The sequence below is a fragment of the Brevibacillus sp. FSL K6-6036 genome (assembly GCF_037964015.1).
Lineage (GTDB): Bacteria > Bacillota > Bacilli > Brevibacillales > Brevibacillaceae > Brevibacillus > Brevibacillus borstelensis.
Map to the genome: position 1 here is coordinate 4382651 of NZ_CP150173.1, position 16193 is coordinate 4398843.

Annotated in this window: 11 protein-coding genes; all 11 read right to left on the reverse strand. The window is 52.0% G+C overall.

Translation table 11 applies throughout. The features are described from left to right. Positions 1–1011: an ABC transporter permease gene (locus NST37_RS21605; protein WP_339185796.1), complete on the reverse strand. Its 1011-nt coding sequence runs from the start codon at positions 1009–1011 to the stop codon at positions 1–3. 533 nt (positions 1012–1544) lie between these two features. Further along, positions 1545–2024: a hypothetical protein gene (locus NST37_RS21610; protein ID WP_339185798.1), complete on the reverse strand. Its 480-nt coding sequence runs from the start codon at positions 2022–2024 to the stop codon at positions 1545–1547. 77 nt (positions 2025–2101) lie between these two features. Then, positions 2102–2731 (reverse strand): hypothetical protein, encoded by a 630-nt coding sequence (locus NST37_RS21615; protein WP_122957820.1) that lies wholly within the window; start codon positions 2729–2731, stop codon positions 2102–2104. A 150-nt stretch (positions 2732–2881) separates the two neighbouring features. Continuing rightward, positions 2882–4444, reverse strand: coding sequence for a PucR family transcriptional regulator ligand-binding domain-containing protein (locus NST37_RS21620; RefSeq protein WP_339185800.1), 1563 nt, complete (start codon positions 4442–4444; stop codon positions 2882–2884). A gap of 223 nt (positions 4445–4667) precedes the next feature. Continuing rightward, positions 4668–5330, reverse strand: coding sequence for an AroM family protein (locus NST37_RS21625; protein ID WP_003390058.1), 663 nt, complete (start codon positions 5328–5330; stop codon positions 4668–4670). Beyond that, entirely contained in the window at positions 5327–5995 is a 669-nt protein-coding gene (locus NST37_RS21630) for an aspartate/glutamate racemase family protein (RefSeq protein ID WP_024985239.1), read from the reverse strand. The genes NST37_RS21625 and NST37_RS21630 overlap by 4 nt, the downstream gene beginning before the upstream one ends. Before the next feature lie 259 nt (positions 5996–6254). Then, positions 6255–7172 carry a DUF1266 domain-containing protein gene (locus NST37_RS21635; protein WP_024985238.1) on the reverse strand — a complete coding sequence of 306 codons (918 nt, stop codon included), beginning with the start codon at positions 7170–7172 and terminating at the stop codon, positions 6255–6257. Between the two features lie 3 nt (positions 7173–7175). Next, positions 7176–9812 (reverse strand): tetratricopeptide repeat protein, encoded by a 2637-nt coding sequence (locus NST37_RS21640; RefSeq protein ID WP_339185802.1) that lies wholly within the window; start codon positions 9810–9812, stop codon positions 7176–7178. A 1-nt stretch (position 9813) separates the two neighbouring features. Then, the gene (locus NST37_RS21645) at positions 9814–11514 is read right to left on the reverse strand and encodes a molecular chaperone HscC (protein WP_024985236.1); all 1701 of its coding nucleotides are present in this window, start codon (positions 11512–11514) and stop codon (positions 9814–9816) included. A 268-nt stretch (positions 11515–11782) separates the two neighbouring features. After that, positions 11783–14329: a WG repeat-containing protein gene (locus tag NST37_RS21650; RefSeq protein ID WP_003390065.1), complete on the reverse strand. Its 2547-nt coding sequence runs from the start codon at positions 14327–14329 to the stop codon at positions 11783–11785. An 87-nt stretch (positions 14330–14416) separates the two neighbouring features. After that, on the reverse strand, positions 14417–15976 hold the full coding sequence (locus tag NST37_RS21655) for an ATP-binding protein (protein WP_003390066.1): 1560 nt from the start codon (positions 15974–15976) through the stop codon (positions 14417–14419). Between the last annotated feature and the right edge of the window lie 217 nt (positions 15977–16193).

Here is a 16193-nt window from a genome sequence, read left to right on the forward strand (position 1 = left end):
CTAGTCATAACGGATGCGCGGATCGATAAATCCATAAATCAAATCGACTGACAGATTGATCAGGCTGTACAGGATGGCGCTGACCAGGGTAAACGCCTGGATGGGAGCGTAATCCGTCGCCAAAATGGACTCGGTCACGTAGCTCCCGAGGCCGGGCCAGGAAAAGATCGTCTCGGTAATGACCGCCCCGCCCAGCAACTGTCCAAACTGGAGTCCGAGTATCGTCAAGGTCGGAATCAAGGCGTTGACCAGACCGTGCTTGAAAATGACGATACGCTCCATCAAGCCCTTTGCTCTCGCCGTCCGGATGTAGTCCTGTCCGATCACTTCCAGCATGCTGGAGCGGACCATCCGTGCGACGATTGCCATCGTCCCGGTACTCAGACAGATCGCCGGGAGCAAGATGTGCGACAGCGCCTGCTTGAAGGCGATCATGTCGCCGGACAGCAGGCTGTCCACGAGGAACAGCCCCGTTACATGGGTAGGCGGATTGATATCGCCGCCGATCCGTCCCATCGGTGCAGGGGACCAGCCCAGCTTGGAATAAAAGAAGTAGATCAGAATCAGTCCGAGCCAAAAAATCGGAACACAGGCGCCGATCAATGAAAACACCCGCGATATGTGGTCGGTGATCGACTCTTTTTTCGTCGCCGCAACGACCCCGACAGGGATGGCGACCAATATCGCGATCAAAATGCTGAAGAGCGTCAGCTCGACCGTTGCCGGAAAGCGCGTGGCGAAGTCTTCGAGCACGCTGTGGCCGGTGTGCCAGGCAAAGCCAAGGTCGCCTTTCGCAAGGGCGCCCAAATAGTCGAAAAACTGAACGTAGAGCGGATCGTTTAGCCCCAGGTCCTCTCTGATTTTTGCCAGCTGTGCCTCGTCCGCTTGCTCTCCCGCTATCATCAGGGCGGGATCGCCGGGCAGCACCCTCGACAAGAGGAATGTAATCAGGATAATCCCGATGAGGCCCGGAATCATTAGCAGCAATCTTCGGAAAATGTAAATGAGCAATCTCCCAACCCCCCTCATACTTCCGATCCAGGTCTGAAATATGAAAATTTTCATATATTTGTGGTTATTGTACCTGTACCGACTTCTTGTCCACTACGTCCGCTCGCAATAAAAAAGAGGCATAACATTTGTCCCCATTGAACAAAGAGCCCCGGTTTCACTCGCTTGCACCCGTGCAAAAAAATACCGAACAAATACATAGCATGAATGGAAAATTGTTTGTAAAAAACAGGAATCTCCAAAGCAACCTGCCATAAAGGCATGCTTATATGGAAGAGAAAGGAGACATTTGATTGTTCCGAAGGACGGTGAGACGGGGAAAATAAAGCCCGGAAGATAGGCTGGCAGGATCAACAGAAACGTATTTTCGAGTCTGGAGTACAGAGTGGAGTAATCCAATATGAAAAAACTCGATTTCCATCGTGTACAGGAAATCGAGTTCCATCTTGCATCCAAGTCCCTAGTGTTTTTTATGGCATGAGGAGTGTGGCCACGATGGCCACATGAAGTACAAGTCGCAACAAGCGTTTTTACTACTTCTGATTATCTTCTGGAAGTAGCGAATTTTCTAAACCCATAAAACTGGCTACAGAGAGCTCTTCTTCGTTTATAACCTGAAATCGGTAATTGGCAGGAGACAATGCCTGTTTATCAGCTTCCGTCAAATTTTCTTTTAGCTTCAGCTTTTGCGAAATCGTATACAGATTCTCTTTACTGTTTAACTCAATTTGAACGAGTGAAGGAGATTCAGCAAGCAAATTCTTAATTGTCTCGTTACCCGGCAGATCTCCAAACGTAAAGTAAATGGGTTTTTCCGTATGCATCATTTTTTCTTTCAAGGAATCCGAGAGTAAGATTCGTAACGTGAGTTCTACCGAATTATCGCTTTTTTTGATTTGAAGCACGGATGTTTTCAAATTCTCCCCTGTAAATTCTTCGAAATAGTCGTAGACGCTTCCATACGACTTTTCTTTGGGGACTGTTTGCATCATGTCACTTGGTGTTTTTTCCACTGTTTCTGATGAATTATCCCCGCTACAACCACTAAGAAGAACGATAAACAGAAGGAGAAGAACATGGAGAGGTCGGATCATAGATTTTTTGATTTTTTACTGGAATATTCTTTGTACGAATATTTGACGTTAACGTAGTTAGAATCTTTTACTCTCCCTTGGAAATATTTCACCAGGTTTCCGGTTGTTTTTACAGCTTTTGATCCGTATTCAACGGTTGTTATCGTACGCTTTGGTATGACCCAAGTGTGGGTTGTTTCTATAGTGTCTTCTTTTCCGAATGAAATTTCTGCATGAATCCCGACTTTCCCCTCTATTATCCTCCAGTTGACTTTCGTCTCGCCTGACCCACCTATTTTTCCGGTCAAAAAGGTTTTTCTTGTTACCTTTCTTGAAAAGGAATCGTTTTCGTCACTATCATTTTCGATTTCAGCTTCATAAGATTTTGATTTGTATAGATCCTTGGTGGACATTTCATAGACTGTACCAGTCATATCATTGCCTAAGGGACCAATCTTATTTAAATCACTCTTTGCTAGGGCTTTTGTAAAATCATATTCTACCGGGTTTTCATATACCCGTTCAACAATCGTAAGGCTCCCTATTTTAATTGTCTCGCCCTGAGATGCTGCGAAGGCAGAACCAGCTCCAGATACGACTAAACTGCTAACCAAGACAGTCGCAATAGAAAGTTTTTTAATATTCATTTTCTCATTTTCTCCTCCTAGTATTCCCCATAATTTCAACACGGAATGATTCTAACACAAAATCCCAATTATTTACAATGGTTGGGATTTGTAGCAATGCATGGCAATCGCCGCTGGATCATGATTCGTCCAGAAGACGGCTGCAGCGGGCTATTCATTTGCTTTCAAGTAATGATACGTCAGACATAGATGATAGACAAAACGCTGCCTCGGACAGCTCAAGTCGATTGGAATGATTTCGCGAATCCGCTGCAGTCTGTATTTGACCGAATTGCGGTGAATATAGAGACGATTGGATGTCTCGATCAAATTTCCCGATGACTCCAGGAAGTGGTAAAGAGTTCGCAAAAAGTCGCTGCCGTGCTCTTTGTCATGTGCATGGAGTTTCCCCAGCTTTCGCTCGAACAGCTCGGAGAAATGAGCATGATCCGCATACTCTGCCAACAGTTGAAAGGCCTCGACATCTTCAAAGGCCGTGACCTCCATGGGACGGGACAGCTTCATCCCGATCGCCAGCGCTTTTCTCGCTTCCGTATAGCTCTGATGCACATGCCACAAGGGATAGGCTCTTCCGCATCCGATATGGATATCATGCCGTTTGCCCCCTTGCTCGCGCAGACTTCGCTCAATGCCATGCCGCCACTCAAAACCGGGGACAGCTTCGGTTTCCGTGCCTTTCTTGGCCTTTCCTGGCTGTTCTTGGCCTGCCGGTTTGCTGGAGAGCAGAAGCAGCAGCGAATTATGCCTGACCTCCACGTGTGCCTGGAAGCCCCTCTGCTGAGCCTCCTGCTCCAGAGACTGGCGAAAACGCGAAGCGGGCGCCGCGATCTGGCGAACAACCGTTTCGTTGCCTTCAATAATGGCTACCTCCCAATCCTGGCCCGGGTTCAAGCCGAGCTGTCTTCCCCTCCGCTCTACCTCATGTCTGGCGGGGGGAACGGCGGAGAGCAGCTCGTCGATAAAATTTCCTCTCAATCGATTCTCTGTATCCATGGCCGTTTTGGTACGCATCAGCTCCAGGGCGACCACGACTCGCGCCTGCTCCACGCATACCTGCTGGATGTCGTCCAGGCTTTCCTTGTCTATCTGGAGCTTGCCTACTACCTGCTTGTCTACCGCTATATCCCATTCCAGCTGCTTGGACTGCGGCTTCCAGTCCGGCGGGACGGAGACGAGTACGTGTCCGTGGTTGTCCAGCACCCGGACCGCTCCTTTGACCAGCTCCGAAACATTATCTGCCACCGCTTGCAGCCCGCTGTTTTCCAAAACCATCGTCGTCAGCGTCCGGTATACCTCCTCGGAGCGGCGCAGCAGAGCCGCCTGGCGATCCAGCACCTGCTCCATGACGGCATGGGTGATGTCCATATAGGGGATCATCGCCGGCAGCTCAATGATCGGCAGCTGATAGCGATTGCTCACCGAAATCATCTCTTCCGGCAGGTCGTGGAGAAACCTCTCCGGCTTGATCGCCAGTGCCGCTGCTCCCGCCTGGGCCATATGTTCGACGATTTCGGGCAAAAGCGAAGGAGCGTGACGGATGGAGTACGCTGTAGTCAAAAGCAGTTCGCCTTCTCGCAGCCACCCTCTCAAATCCGGGACTTCCATGATATCAATAAACCGCACCACACGATCCATGCCTTCAAATCCACTGATAACACGAGCGTCTTTCAAAAGGGGCATCTCCATTAACTCTCGAATGGTCACTCCGTTCACAAAGCTTCCCTCCTTCGCCGCGCTGTTTGAAAAATAGTGTAGCAAAAATATAGTCAAAATAGACAAAAAATTTAGTATTAACGATAAAATTTTCTTGCTGGTTGAAATAGTCAGGGGCAGGCGACACTCTCTGTATCAAAAGGGGCAGTCCGATCAAGTAGTTGCCTACGATAGGACTGCCCCAGTTTGCTATCCATTCTTCAGTTCGTCATCCTCTGTAGATTTAGCCCAGCTCTCCCAGCACCCGCGCGACCAGCGTCCGCGACAGGATGACCGGCTTGCCTGTAATCTGCTTGACCGTCCGCTTCATTTCCTCCGTATAGCCCATGCAATCCAGCAAGATCAAGTCTACATCATGCTCCTTCAGCGAAAGTGCCGCCTTTTCGATCTCGTCGCCCGGCAGGTACGGAGAACCGGCTGCCGTGAAGACCTCGAGTCCGTCGCGTTCCCATTTCTCCAACGAAGCTTCGCGCTGCTCGGGTACCGGATTGAAGACGCCGAGCTTGCCCTTTGCCAGCAAGCCGTGAACGGCGTTGTTTAGGATGCGGTCCGGCTCCAGCAGTAGAGCGTTGCAGTCAAAAGACGGAAAATGACCGGTGCACAACAGCAAAATAACGTCGACTCCATCTGCTTGCAGCTCGTCGATCCGCTGCTGCATCAGGTGCAGGATGGACTGCTTGGACATCGTAACCTGCGAGCCGTCCCGCAAGCGGCTGACCAGCACATTTTCACCCGGCTTCGGCGCAAGGGCTGCCAATTCTTCCGGGCCAAGCCCGTCCAATGCCCCTTTTTCCACGACCTGAAACTCGGTGAGAAAAGGCAGCATCTCCGGCGTTACATCGACACGCGGTGATTGACCGATGGTGATTGCCCCCAGCTTTTTCATACGGCGGCTCCATCCGGGGAAAGCGAATTCTGTTTTTTCAGAAACATCGAGGCAGTCGTTCCGATCGCCATGATCGGGTCCATGGCGGGCAGCTGCAGCCTCTCCATCAGTTCCTTGGCAAAGCCGATCGTGGCAAAGCCGGTGCAGCACAGCACGATCGATTCTGCTCCTTGTTCTTTCAGCCACTTCGCCGCTTCGAGCGCATTTTTCCGTCCTTCCGGGGTTTGCAGATCAAGAGTAGTTCGCACTCCATCGGGCCTTTTCATGCCGACATAGGCATCCCCGAGGATTTGTTTGACCAGCGGCGGTGCATCATCGAGAATCGTCAATACACCCGCCTTGCGCGACATCGCCATCGCCTGATGGGCGGCAGCCGAGCCCGCTCCGATCACCGGGACACGGACAGCCTGTCTCACTTCCGCCAAAGCCGGGTCGGCCGCGCAGCTGATCCCGATCGCTTGACAGCCCTTTGCCTCCAGGCGTTTGGCCACCTCAATGATTTTCGGGACCGCAATGTCCTCTGTTTCCTGATCGTAGATGCCTTTCGGCTGATCCCAGATGCACTCGCTCACTACCGGAATCTGGTACTGTCGCTCGATTAGCTCCCCGTGACGGTGTACATCGCGGGGATCGGAAAGCGTGAGAACACGAATAATGCCCAGCATGCCAACCCCTCCTGTCAACTTTGCCTTGTGTTTTCCTTACATTATAGGCAGAGCCGTTTGGCGAGGAATACGGCCTGATCAGCTAAAAAGACGGATAAAATTTGTCCCTTATGCACAAATCAGTGCTTGCAGAAAAAAGAGAAAAGCCACCTCTGGGGTGACTTTTCACGTCGTGTGGCATTTCAATAGCTTGACATGGCTTTGACTTCGCTTTTGTACTTGTTCCAGAAATGCTTTTCGTTCTTTCGTTCTCGTTCCTCTACTTCTGTCTGGTTTCTGTTTCCGCTTCTTCGGTAGCCACTTCTATGTGTTCAGTTTCTGCGTCTTTCGCTGTGACTTCTGCTGGTTCTGCTTGGGCTATTTCTGATTCTACGGCTTCTGATTGTACTTCTACTGTTTCTGCTACTACTGTTTCCATAGCTTCTGCTTCCAGTTCTTCTTTTTCAACTACAACTGTCTCCACAGCTTCTGCTTCCACTTCTTCCGCTTCCGCAGCCTCTTCCGCCTCTTCTTCATCCACAAGCTTCAAATTCCAATCAAGCCTCCGCCACAGGCTGTCCTTATTCAAAACAAGGCTTCGGACATAGTCGGTATGCTGCTTGGCCTTCTCCTCACTGATCGTCCCCAGCCAAAATTGACGGCCAGCCACGTAGCTGATGCCGTACTCCAGCCAGCCCGAATACGATTCCTGGGCCACGACCGCCACTTTCCTGATCAACTCCCATGATGTTTCCTCGGATATGTATCCGACAAAAGCCCCCATCCTGCACAAATCGACATATCTGCCAAAATCCCATGCTGCGATGCCCGCCAGAGGAAGCTTGTGCATGTACGCCTTTACCAGGATGTACTGCATATGCTTTTCCGTATTTTTCGGCAGCGTCTCAAGGAAGGCTGATTGATCCGCCATAGACAGAGTGGACAAGAAGCTACGCATTTCGTAAAAGGAGGTGCGATGCCCCTCTTCCTGAAGCCAGCGCAGGTTGTTCATCAAATCCTCGGTGCTCTCGATTCCCCAGCCTCGTTTCAGAGACCGCCGGATTGCTTCGAGATTCTCTTCGGTTGGCTCGATTTCGTAGTTGTTTGCGGCATCGTAGCCGTTCATCTCAAATAAAACGGCCCCCAGCGCCAATCCCCACAAGTCGGTCGGATCGAGTGTCGCTTGTTTGCTGCTCATCGGCTATTCCTCCCCCTGCCAATAATGTATGTCGGGAACCTCTTCAAGCTCCTGGTGCCATACGAAGGGAAGCGAGGATGGCCACAAAGCTTGGGAGGATTGTTTTTTACGGAACAGACCGAAAAGCCCTTTCTTGCTTTGGCTGACGATTCCCTCGTAACGGCGCTGATACTCGGCATTTCCGGGAACGGCCTCCAACGCTTTCTTGGCAAAAGCAGCAGCCTCTTCCATCCTGCCCAGATCAAAATAGACCATGCTCAAATAACTGCATGTATCGCCGTCCGCTTTGAGCCGGTAAGCCTGCTCCAGGTAAAGCGCAGCTGTCTGATAACGCTCCAGGCGGTAATGAACATAGCCGGCATAAAACAGGAGGGTCGGGTCCCACTGCTCCTTCGGTACCACATTGCGGAAATTGTCTGCGATGGCGACAGCCTCTTCCCACTCCCCTTGCTGGATCGAGATGTTGAGCAATGAAGTGGCGGCCCATTCGCGATAGTCCTCGCCCAGCAGCAACTGCTTGAGATACGGAATCGCTCTCGTCTGAGCATTCTCCTTCAGCAGGCTGTATACAGCCATTTTGACCAGATCCTGATTGTCTGGGAACTGGGCAGCCCCGCTGCAGTACACTTCCCGTGCTTGCTCCTCGTCTCCCATCCCGCGATACACGTCGCCCATCACCAGATAGGCATCGGGGTCGTTTTCGTGGCTCTCTTTGTAATATTCAATGGCCCCGAGCGCATTCTCGTAATCTCCCAACTTGAAATGGCAGATCGCGATAAAGTAAAAGGACAGCTCGTTGTCCCCCCACCGTTCGGATTCGTGAAAGCCTTCTATCGCCCTGTCGTATTCGCCCAGACGAAAATGGCTGTATGCCTTTCGATGCCAGGCCCCGGAGAAGTTGTACTCGTGGTTGATGACGATCTGATGGTCATCTCTGGATTCCTTGTAATGATTCAGCCAATAGTGGGCGAGCCCCCTGGTCGAATAATAAATCCAGCGTGTAGGGTTCAACGAAATGGCCTGATCGGACAGCTCCACGCAGCGTTTGTATTCCTTCTGGCAGCGATATGCCTCCGCCAGCTGATGGAGAATCTCGGGATGGTTGGGCATAAGCTCCATGGCGGCGGTCAGGTCTTCGATGGCCGCCTCGTATTGGTTGCTTTCCACATACGTAGTACCCCGCTCCAGGAGAATCGCCCACTCGCTGTCCCCTGCCTGGCGGGCAAGCTCCAACGCCTTATCCAGATGAGCGAGTCCTTCCTCCGTCTGTTCCTGCTTGATCAGCGCCCGGCCCCAGAGCAGCTCCATGTCCACTGTAAGCGGAATGGCTCTCTGAATGCGGTCGAGTGATTCTACGCACTCCTCATACCGTTCCAGATCGAAGCAGACGCTCGCCAAGCAAAACCTGCGCTCGTGATCGTCCGGCGCCTCCTGCAGTTCCTCCTGAAGCTGATCGGCGAGCAAGCCGTTTAGCGCAAGCAGGCGGACTTGTACGTCGATGTCGTACGGACATTGAACGAGTATCCGCTTCAGCACCGCCCTCGCCTCGGTCAGCTTTCCAAGCGAGACATAGCAGCGGGCAAGCCCGCTCAAAGCGAGTTCATTGTCGGGAGAAAGCGAGAGGACATGCTGATAGTCTTCTTGCGCCTCTTCGTACTTGCCAATCTTCCGCAATATGTTTGCCCGATGGATGTAGCCGTCGATCTCCTCCGGAAGCACCTCGGTCAGCCGGTAAAAGGCATGAAAAGCGTTCTCCAGATCGTCTTTGCGCAGATAGAAGTGCCCGATCATCCTGAGCAGATCGGGGTCCTCGGTAAACATGTTGGAAGCAATCGCGAGGTACTTCTCGGCTTCCTCCAGCTCATTGTCCAGCATCGCCCGAAACGCGTGCTCCCGGCAATCGATAAAGTCGTCGTACTCGTAATCGCTGTCCTCGTCTTTTTTCAAAAAATCGTAGCGAAGCTCCCACGGCTTTTTGATCTGGTTGATGACAAAGCGAATGAAATTTTCCGGAAACTCCTGGGAAAGCTCCATCTCCTGATCGGTCCAGAAGAAGTAATCGTTCAACAGCCTCCATATTTGACGGGGCAAATGGTACTTCTCCATCAGGAATGTCAGCATTTCTTTGTTGGTCCGCTGCTTGACTTCCAGCTGCCAGTATTCTTCCTTTTCCAGCAGCGCCACCCATTTCTCGCGGTCAATCCGGGATGGGAAATCAGCGTAGAGCACAGTCACTTGCGAAATAAAATGCTCGGCAAGCTCCTCGGGTGTGGCCGGCTCTTTTCCCGCTGAAAAGCTTCGGCTGGCCAGCCTTTCTCCCGCTTGCTCAGGGACCCCTGCTTCAAGGGCTTCCCCTTCGCGGGGTCCTTGCTCCCGGACGCCAGTCAATACCGCTTCTGCTGCCGGAGCTGCTTCCTCCTCCGGATCGAGTACAAAAACAGAACCAGCCGCATCGCCTGACGCAGCCGCTTCCTGTAAAAATTTCGCTTCGCGGAGGGCATGCTCATACGCTTCCCGCAGCCGCTGAAACCCTTCCGGATCGTCCTCCGGGTGATAGGTTTTCAACAGTCTGGCATACGCTCGCTTGATTGCCCCCTGATCGGACGTAGGTTCGATACCCAAAAATTCCCAACTGTTCATATTAATAGTCCTGGCACCTCTCAATCCGATCCAGCACAGCCTTCAGCAGCTCCGCTTCCTTCTTGATTTCCGCATCATTTTGACGCTTGAGGACATTTTCGAAGCGCTGCAAGGCTTGGGCGATCTCGTACCGTTTTTCCGCCAGCGATTCTTCGTACATCCTCTCTCCCCGTGCCAGGAGCAGCCTGTTTTCCATCCTGTCTCGGGGATGGATCTTGATGGCCTCCAGCTCCTTCAGACGTTGCTCGATTTCCTTGCGGGAAACGGCCCCGGGGTTCTCTTCGATAATCATCCGTTTTTTCACGCCCGTCTCGACGACGGTGACCTCTACTTCCAGAATGCCGTTAATATCGTAAGTGTAGCGGACGTCCACAGCCTGCTGGCCAGCGGTGGCGGGAGGAATCGGGATTTCCATCTGCCCGAGCTTGATGTTGTTTTTCGTCAGACGGCTCTCTCCCTGATAAATCTCCACCTTGATCACCTTTTGGTTCTCGTGCACAGGGTAAAGACGCTCTACCTTGCTGACCGGGATCGTACTGTTGCGTTCAATGATCGGATAAAAATGACCCGACTCGTAGCTTCCCGAGTCCGTCTCGACCGCGACCATAGTGCCGAGCGTGTACGGACAGACGTCAGTCAATACCACTTCCCGCAGCGCTTCATTCCGCTCCTTCATCGCGGCCTGAATCCCCGCTCCCAAAGCCACGGCTTCATCCGGGTGGATATGCGATGCAGGCAGGCGCCCAAACAGTTTGCCGACAAACGAATAGATGAGCGGCATCCGTGTAGCGCCGCCGATCAGTACGATAGCGTCCAGCTCGCGCGGAGTAATCGACGAATCGCGCAGGGCCCGCTCGATCGGAGCGCGGAGCTGAGCAAGCAGCGGCTTTGCAATGACTTCAAATTCATCCCGGCCGATCTGCAATTCGTAGGTCTTGTCATCGATCATGCAGCTCATCGTGCCGTACTTTTCTGTGCCGAGCTGCCGCTTGCACAGCTCCGCCTGCTTACGCAAGGCGTTCATCGCTTTTTCGCTGACATCGCTCGCTGTCAGCAGATGGTGCTGGAGAAAGTGCGAGCAGAGAAGCTCGGTGAAATCTTCGCCGCCCAGGTAGTTGTCACCGGCGATCGCTTTGACCTCCATGACCTGATCAAACAGCTCCAGGACGGAGACGTCAAAAGTCCCGCCCCCGAGGTCAAAGACGAGGAATTTGGTTTCCGGGTCCTGGAGATGCAGACCGTAGGCGATCGCGGCCGCCGTCGGCTCATTGAGCAGCCGCTCCACTTTCAAGCCGGCCAATTCTCCGGCCCTCTGCGTGGCTTTTCGCTGCGCATCATTAAAATAAGCCGGAACGCTGATCACGGCCTCTGTCACGGGTTCTCCCAGAAATGCCTCTGCATCCTCCTTCAGCGAACGGATGACAAATGCAGACAGCTCTTCCGGGGAAAATGTATACGATCCAAGCTGAAAGGTTTTGTTGCTGCCCATATACCGCTTGAATGTCTCTACTGTCAGATGGGGATGTGTAATCAGACGCTCCTTGGCCACTTGTCCGACGAGGATCTCCCCATTTTCATCTACACTCACAACAGAAGGCGTCAGGTTGCTTCCCAAAGCGTTGGGAATGATCACTGAGCCCTCCTCTGTCCAACAAGAAACCAGGCTATTGGTCGTACCTAAATCAATGCCAATAATCGGCATAATACGATCACATCCTACAAAAAATTCTTGAAAGTAATCATAGCATTTGCCAATATATTGAATCAACTTTCACTTTTGGAAAAATCATGAATCGTTTTTCCTATATATAAGGACAAGCAAATGAAACAGGACTTTCGGACCACGCTGCCATTTGCTGTGCGGACCGCAAATGGCACAAACCGGCATTTTGCCTCGTCTCGCTTCTTTCTTCGCAAAAAAGCGCAAATCTGCTGTTGAGGCAGACCTGCGCTTCTCGATTTCCTCTATTTTAGTGAAACGATCTCCAAAAATCCCCATTCTCGTCAATGATGTCCGCGATCTGCGAAAAAGGGATGCGGAACGTCGGAAAGCCTGCAGCGTAGGGCGCAATTTCATACGGAGCAAAGTAGAGATACAGGGCGTTTTCCTTGACATAAAAAGGCTGATCGGGACTGATTCCTTTAAAGGAGTCCGGGAAAACGTACGAGTATTCGGGATTGTTTTTGATTTGGTTGCCGACGATATCGCTCAGTACCCTGACGTAATCGCTGCCCGGCTTAAACAGGTCTTTCAGAGCATAGATCCGTCCGCTGACCAAATCAATCGGGACATAAGTCATGGTCGGCATTCCGTGAGCGGCGCCAAACGGGTAATTGTAGCCGGTCAGCTCCAGCTCCACCAGCCGATTTTTGAAGAACGCCACAGCAAAATCGCCAAAGTAGTTGTAATCCAACTGTGCATTTGGATCAATCGGTTTGATCTGGGACAGCTCACGCAAGCGTTGGTTGACCGCCTCCTGCGCCTGTCTGTTCGCCATGCCCCTGATTTCGGGGTAGTAGACGAGATAATCTCTGTTCGGAGCGTACTTGTGCTCGACAACCCGGTACTGACCAGTCAGCGGGATGGCGGTGTTTTGCTTCCAGACCAGTTTTCCGCTGCGGTCATAGTAGGATATCCGTTGATCGACAAACGCCTTGACCAGCTCCCCTTCCAGCGTCAACGTTCCGCTGCCCGGGACGACCGGAAGATTTCTCGCCACATGTCCCGTTCTGTCGATGAAAAAGGTTCTCTGGCCATCGGTTGCAGATGCTACCCCTTCTTTGTACTCGGCGACCTGGTCGTAGAGAAAATCGGTCAGGAAACGGCCGTCTGTGTCCGTTATCGCATAGGCCGATCCGATGTAGGGCTTGCTCGGATCCTTTGCCCGGCCAACAGCGAGACGCCCTGCTCCCAGCATATTGATGTCGTTGTATTCCGGCTTGATCACGTACGCCCCGGTCTTGTCGATCAGACCGTACAGATTTTCCGAGAAATCCCTGGAGGCATTGACGATGGCTCTTCCCGCTTCGAACGGCAAGGCCACCGAAAATTGCGGCGGGATGACCACCTCGCCGGATTCATTGATGTAGCCCTTGGGGCCGCTCTCCGTCTCCGAGAATGCCAACAGGCCGTCTCCCGGCGGTCCTACATAGGGATGCTGGTAGGAATGAAGCGCCTTCCCGCTGCGGTCGATGAGGGCGAATTCTCCCTCCCTGACCTGCACAAGCGCTCTTCCGTCCTGAAAGTCGTTGGCAGACATATACACCGGCGGGATAATTTCCGTGCCGGAAAGATCCAGGTAGCCGTAATGGGAACGGCCTTGTGCATCGACCTTTGTGAAAACTGCCCGCCCCTCCTTATACGTTCCGATATAGGAGTAAGGCGTGGCCGTTAACATGTTCCCTCTTTCATCAATGACCCGAAAGCCGCGGTCATCGACAACGGCTGCCCGCCCTTCGGAAAAGGGGGCAATCGACTGATAAATAGGACCTACGACAAATATCCCGAGCTGGTTGATCAGGCCGCTGTGGTTGTTTGCTTGCACGACGGCCAAACCGTTATTTTGAAAATCTTCGGCGTAGTCAAAACGAGGTGAAATGATAAAACGTCCGTTTCTGTCAATGTACCCCCATTTTGTACCTTCTGCCGTTTTGACGGGGGCGGGGTACAAAGCAGCCCTGGTTTGCAGCTCGCTGCGGATCAACCGGATAACCGACTGCCATTTTCCGGCGGATGACGGGCGCAGCTTCACCGCTGTAGCGAGCGAGTGAACCGCCTGTGCCGGCAGTCCTGCTTTTTGCTCGGCACTGGCAAGCTGGTACCAGAGACTCGCATCTTCCGGCCGTTCTTTTGCCTGTTCCCGAAGTTGCGCAGCTATCTGCTGAAAATAGGAAGGAAAGCGATCATTGGCTTGCTGCAATCGCTCCCCGTTCCATTTGTACACATCGGCCGTATACACCCCTCCCTCCTCCTGCTGCCAGAGGATGATCTCGGCAATCCCGTCCACTCCCGCAGCAGATTCGAGATCGGCTACTTCCAGCTTGTGATAGGAGAGAGGGGGCATCGCTCTGTTCAAAAGCCCGCGCTGCGTCCACTCATAGACAGCAAGCGCGGCTGGCTCTGCTTCTCCCGCTTCTCTGGTTGTCAGCACAAACGGCCAATCATGCCGGGTTTGAATCAACGCAGCTTCCCCGTCAGCCTGCCAGCCGATGATGACGTCAAACTTTTCGCTGCTGGTCACGGGCGCCGTGTGCAGATCGCAAATGACCGCCTTTCTGCTGGAAAGCGTCTGGACTGCATACCAGCCGTCCGCTCCATTTTTCCATACCGTGAAAAAGGTTTCCCCGACCCACCTGTAGGCGCCAGCCAGCTCTGCCTCTCCATCGCCGTCCAGATCGCGCAAACAAATAAACGGCGAGGGAGCCTCGTCCGACGGCGCCTTCCCTGCTGCTGCGAGGATCTTTGCTCCACAGGGCAAAAGCTTATCTACCGTAAGTTCCAGCTGTTTATCCCACATTGCCTAACTCTCCCATGTAAATGTTTTGAGATATCATATGTGGGCAAATACAGGTGGTGACCCAAAATGCTGGCCATGCGACAGCCGTTACACCGGGGGGATTTCCGGTTCAGGTCCCGGCGTCATGTACTCCACCAAGGCCTGTTGAAGCGTTCCTTTCATAATAGCTTTACTGTCAAACGATATTCCGTTTCTGATCATGACCTTTACGATTTCCGGGCGCATACCGGTGATGACACCCTTGCAGCCCATCATCGCTATGCCTTCGAGCAGGTGCAAGAAGCGTTCCATCACGGCTATCTCCATTTCGGCAACGCCGGAGAGGTCCAAAATCAGCACCTCGATTTTATTCGTGCCAATCTGCGTAATGACTTTATCCTCAATTAAAGAAAAACGATGGCTGTCTATCGCTCCTACCAGCGGCAAAATGCACATGGCAGGCTTTAACGGAATGAACTGGACAGATAAATAGTCGACGAGTTCTCTCTGCTTCTGAATAAGCTGCTCCTTGTAATCGGAGTAGCTGATAAAGAAATAATTAAGGAACCGATCGACCAACTCATTGATTTGTTTTTCCAGCGAGTAGAAGTTTTCCCGGCTGCTCTCGAGATTCTGCAGCTTGTCATAATTGTACAGGAAATCCCAAAGAACCCTGCGGATGGATTGCACCCACTCGAGCTTGAACGCTAATGTCAGCGAATGCTTGGCCCAGACAACCCCTTCCTGTCGGGCGAAGGAAATCACATCGTGCTCGCGGCCATCGACGATGTAAAGGACCAGCTTATGAGCGTTCGCCAGCAAGTTGACGTTTCCCACCTGCTGTATTTCGTGTATTTTCTCCTTGACGTTGACCGCCTCAGCCAGCAAGCATTGTTCGAATTCGTTCCGATTTTCCAGAAAGAAATCCCGCAGCTCCTGGCCTGCTGTTGAATGCAATTTCAATTCAATCACTCCACGAGTTAACCTTGTTGATTCCTTGGGGATGCTCAGCGTGAAGCGTGTACCCTTTCCTTCCTCGCTGTAAACCTGAATCCTGCCTCCATGTTGATGAATGACAGAAAACACTTGGGTCAGTCCCATCCCGGTCCCGTCGACTTTTGTGGAAAAGAAAGGGGTGCCCAGCATAGACAGCTTTTCCTGCGGAATTCCCGTTCCGGTATCCTCGATGGAGATAACCACTTGCTCCTCTTCCACCTTGTGTTCAATCGTGATGGCTCCCTTGTCCGGAATCGCTTCAAAAGCGTTTTTCAGCAGGTTGAAAAATGCTTTTTTAAGCTGATTCTTCCGTCCATACACGCAGGCGTCCGTATTGTGAATTTTCTTTCTTATCTCCACGCGATACAATTGGTCCTGAAAAAGATGTACCAAGGATTCCAGCTCTACAGAAAGATTAACGGACTGTATGGGCTCCTCCTCCAGATCGGGCTTGGCTACATGCAAAAGGTTTTCAAGCGTAGCCAAAGCATTCTGCAGTTCCGATTGGGCAATGTCAACGTATGTTTCATTCGGCTCCTCCTTGAGCAACTGCAAAAAACCCTTTACGGCTGTCAGCGGGTTCTTTACCTCATGTGCAATCCCTGCGGCGATTTGCCCTACTGAGGCTAGTTGACTGATGTGCACATCATTTTTTACACGATGCGTTTCCATGAAGTTCACGTCCTGCTCCTTTCCCCAGCTTGTGAGAGAACTGTTTGCTCCCTTTCTTTCGTTGGATATTTTTTCATGGGTAGTTCTTCTTTCTTTTAAAGCTGGGCAATCTCCTTTTAAATTTGTCGAATTTGTCCCGTTTCCCCTCATTTAAACAGGAGAGGCGACAGATAAACGGAATTTTCGTGCAATAGGAGCTGCGAGCACTGACCCCTTC

Bases quoted from the DNA above. Each gene is read 5' to 3' on its own strand.
- NST37_RS21615 (WP_122957820.1), bottom strand. From the start codon at position 2,731: ATGAATATTAAAAAACTTTCTATTGCGACTGTCTTGGTTAGCAGTTTA.
- NST37_RS21625 (WP_003390058.1), bottom strand. From the start codon at position 5,330: ATGAAAAAGCTGGGGGCAATCACCATCGGTCAATCACCGCGTGTCGAT.
- NST37_RS21630 (WP_024985239.1), bottom strand. From the start codon at position 5,995: ATGCTGGGCATTATTCGTGTTCTCACGCTTTCCGATCCCCGCGATGTA.
- NST37_RS21635 (WP_024985238.1), bottom strand. From the start codon at position 7,172: ATGAGCAGCAAACAAGCGACACTCGATCCGACCGACTTGTGGGGATTG.
- NST37_RS21640 (WP_339185802.1), bottom strand. From the start codon at position 9,812: ATGAACAGTTGGGAATTTTTGGGTATCGAACCTACGTCCGATCAGGGG.
- NST37_RS21645 (WP_024985236.1), bottom strand. From the start codon at position 11,514: ATGCCGATTATTGGCATTGATTTAGGTACGACCAATAGCCTGGTTTCT.
- NST37_RS21650 (WP_003390065.1), bottom strand. From the start codon at position 14,329: ATGTGGGATAAACAGCTGGAACTTACGGTAGATAAGCTTTTGCCCTGT.
- NST37_RS21655 (WP_003390066.1), bottom strand. From the start codon at position 15,976: ATGGAAACGCATCGTGTAAAAAATGATGTGCACATCAGTCAACTAGCC.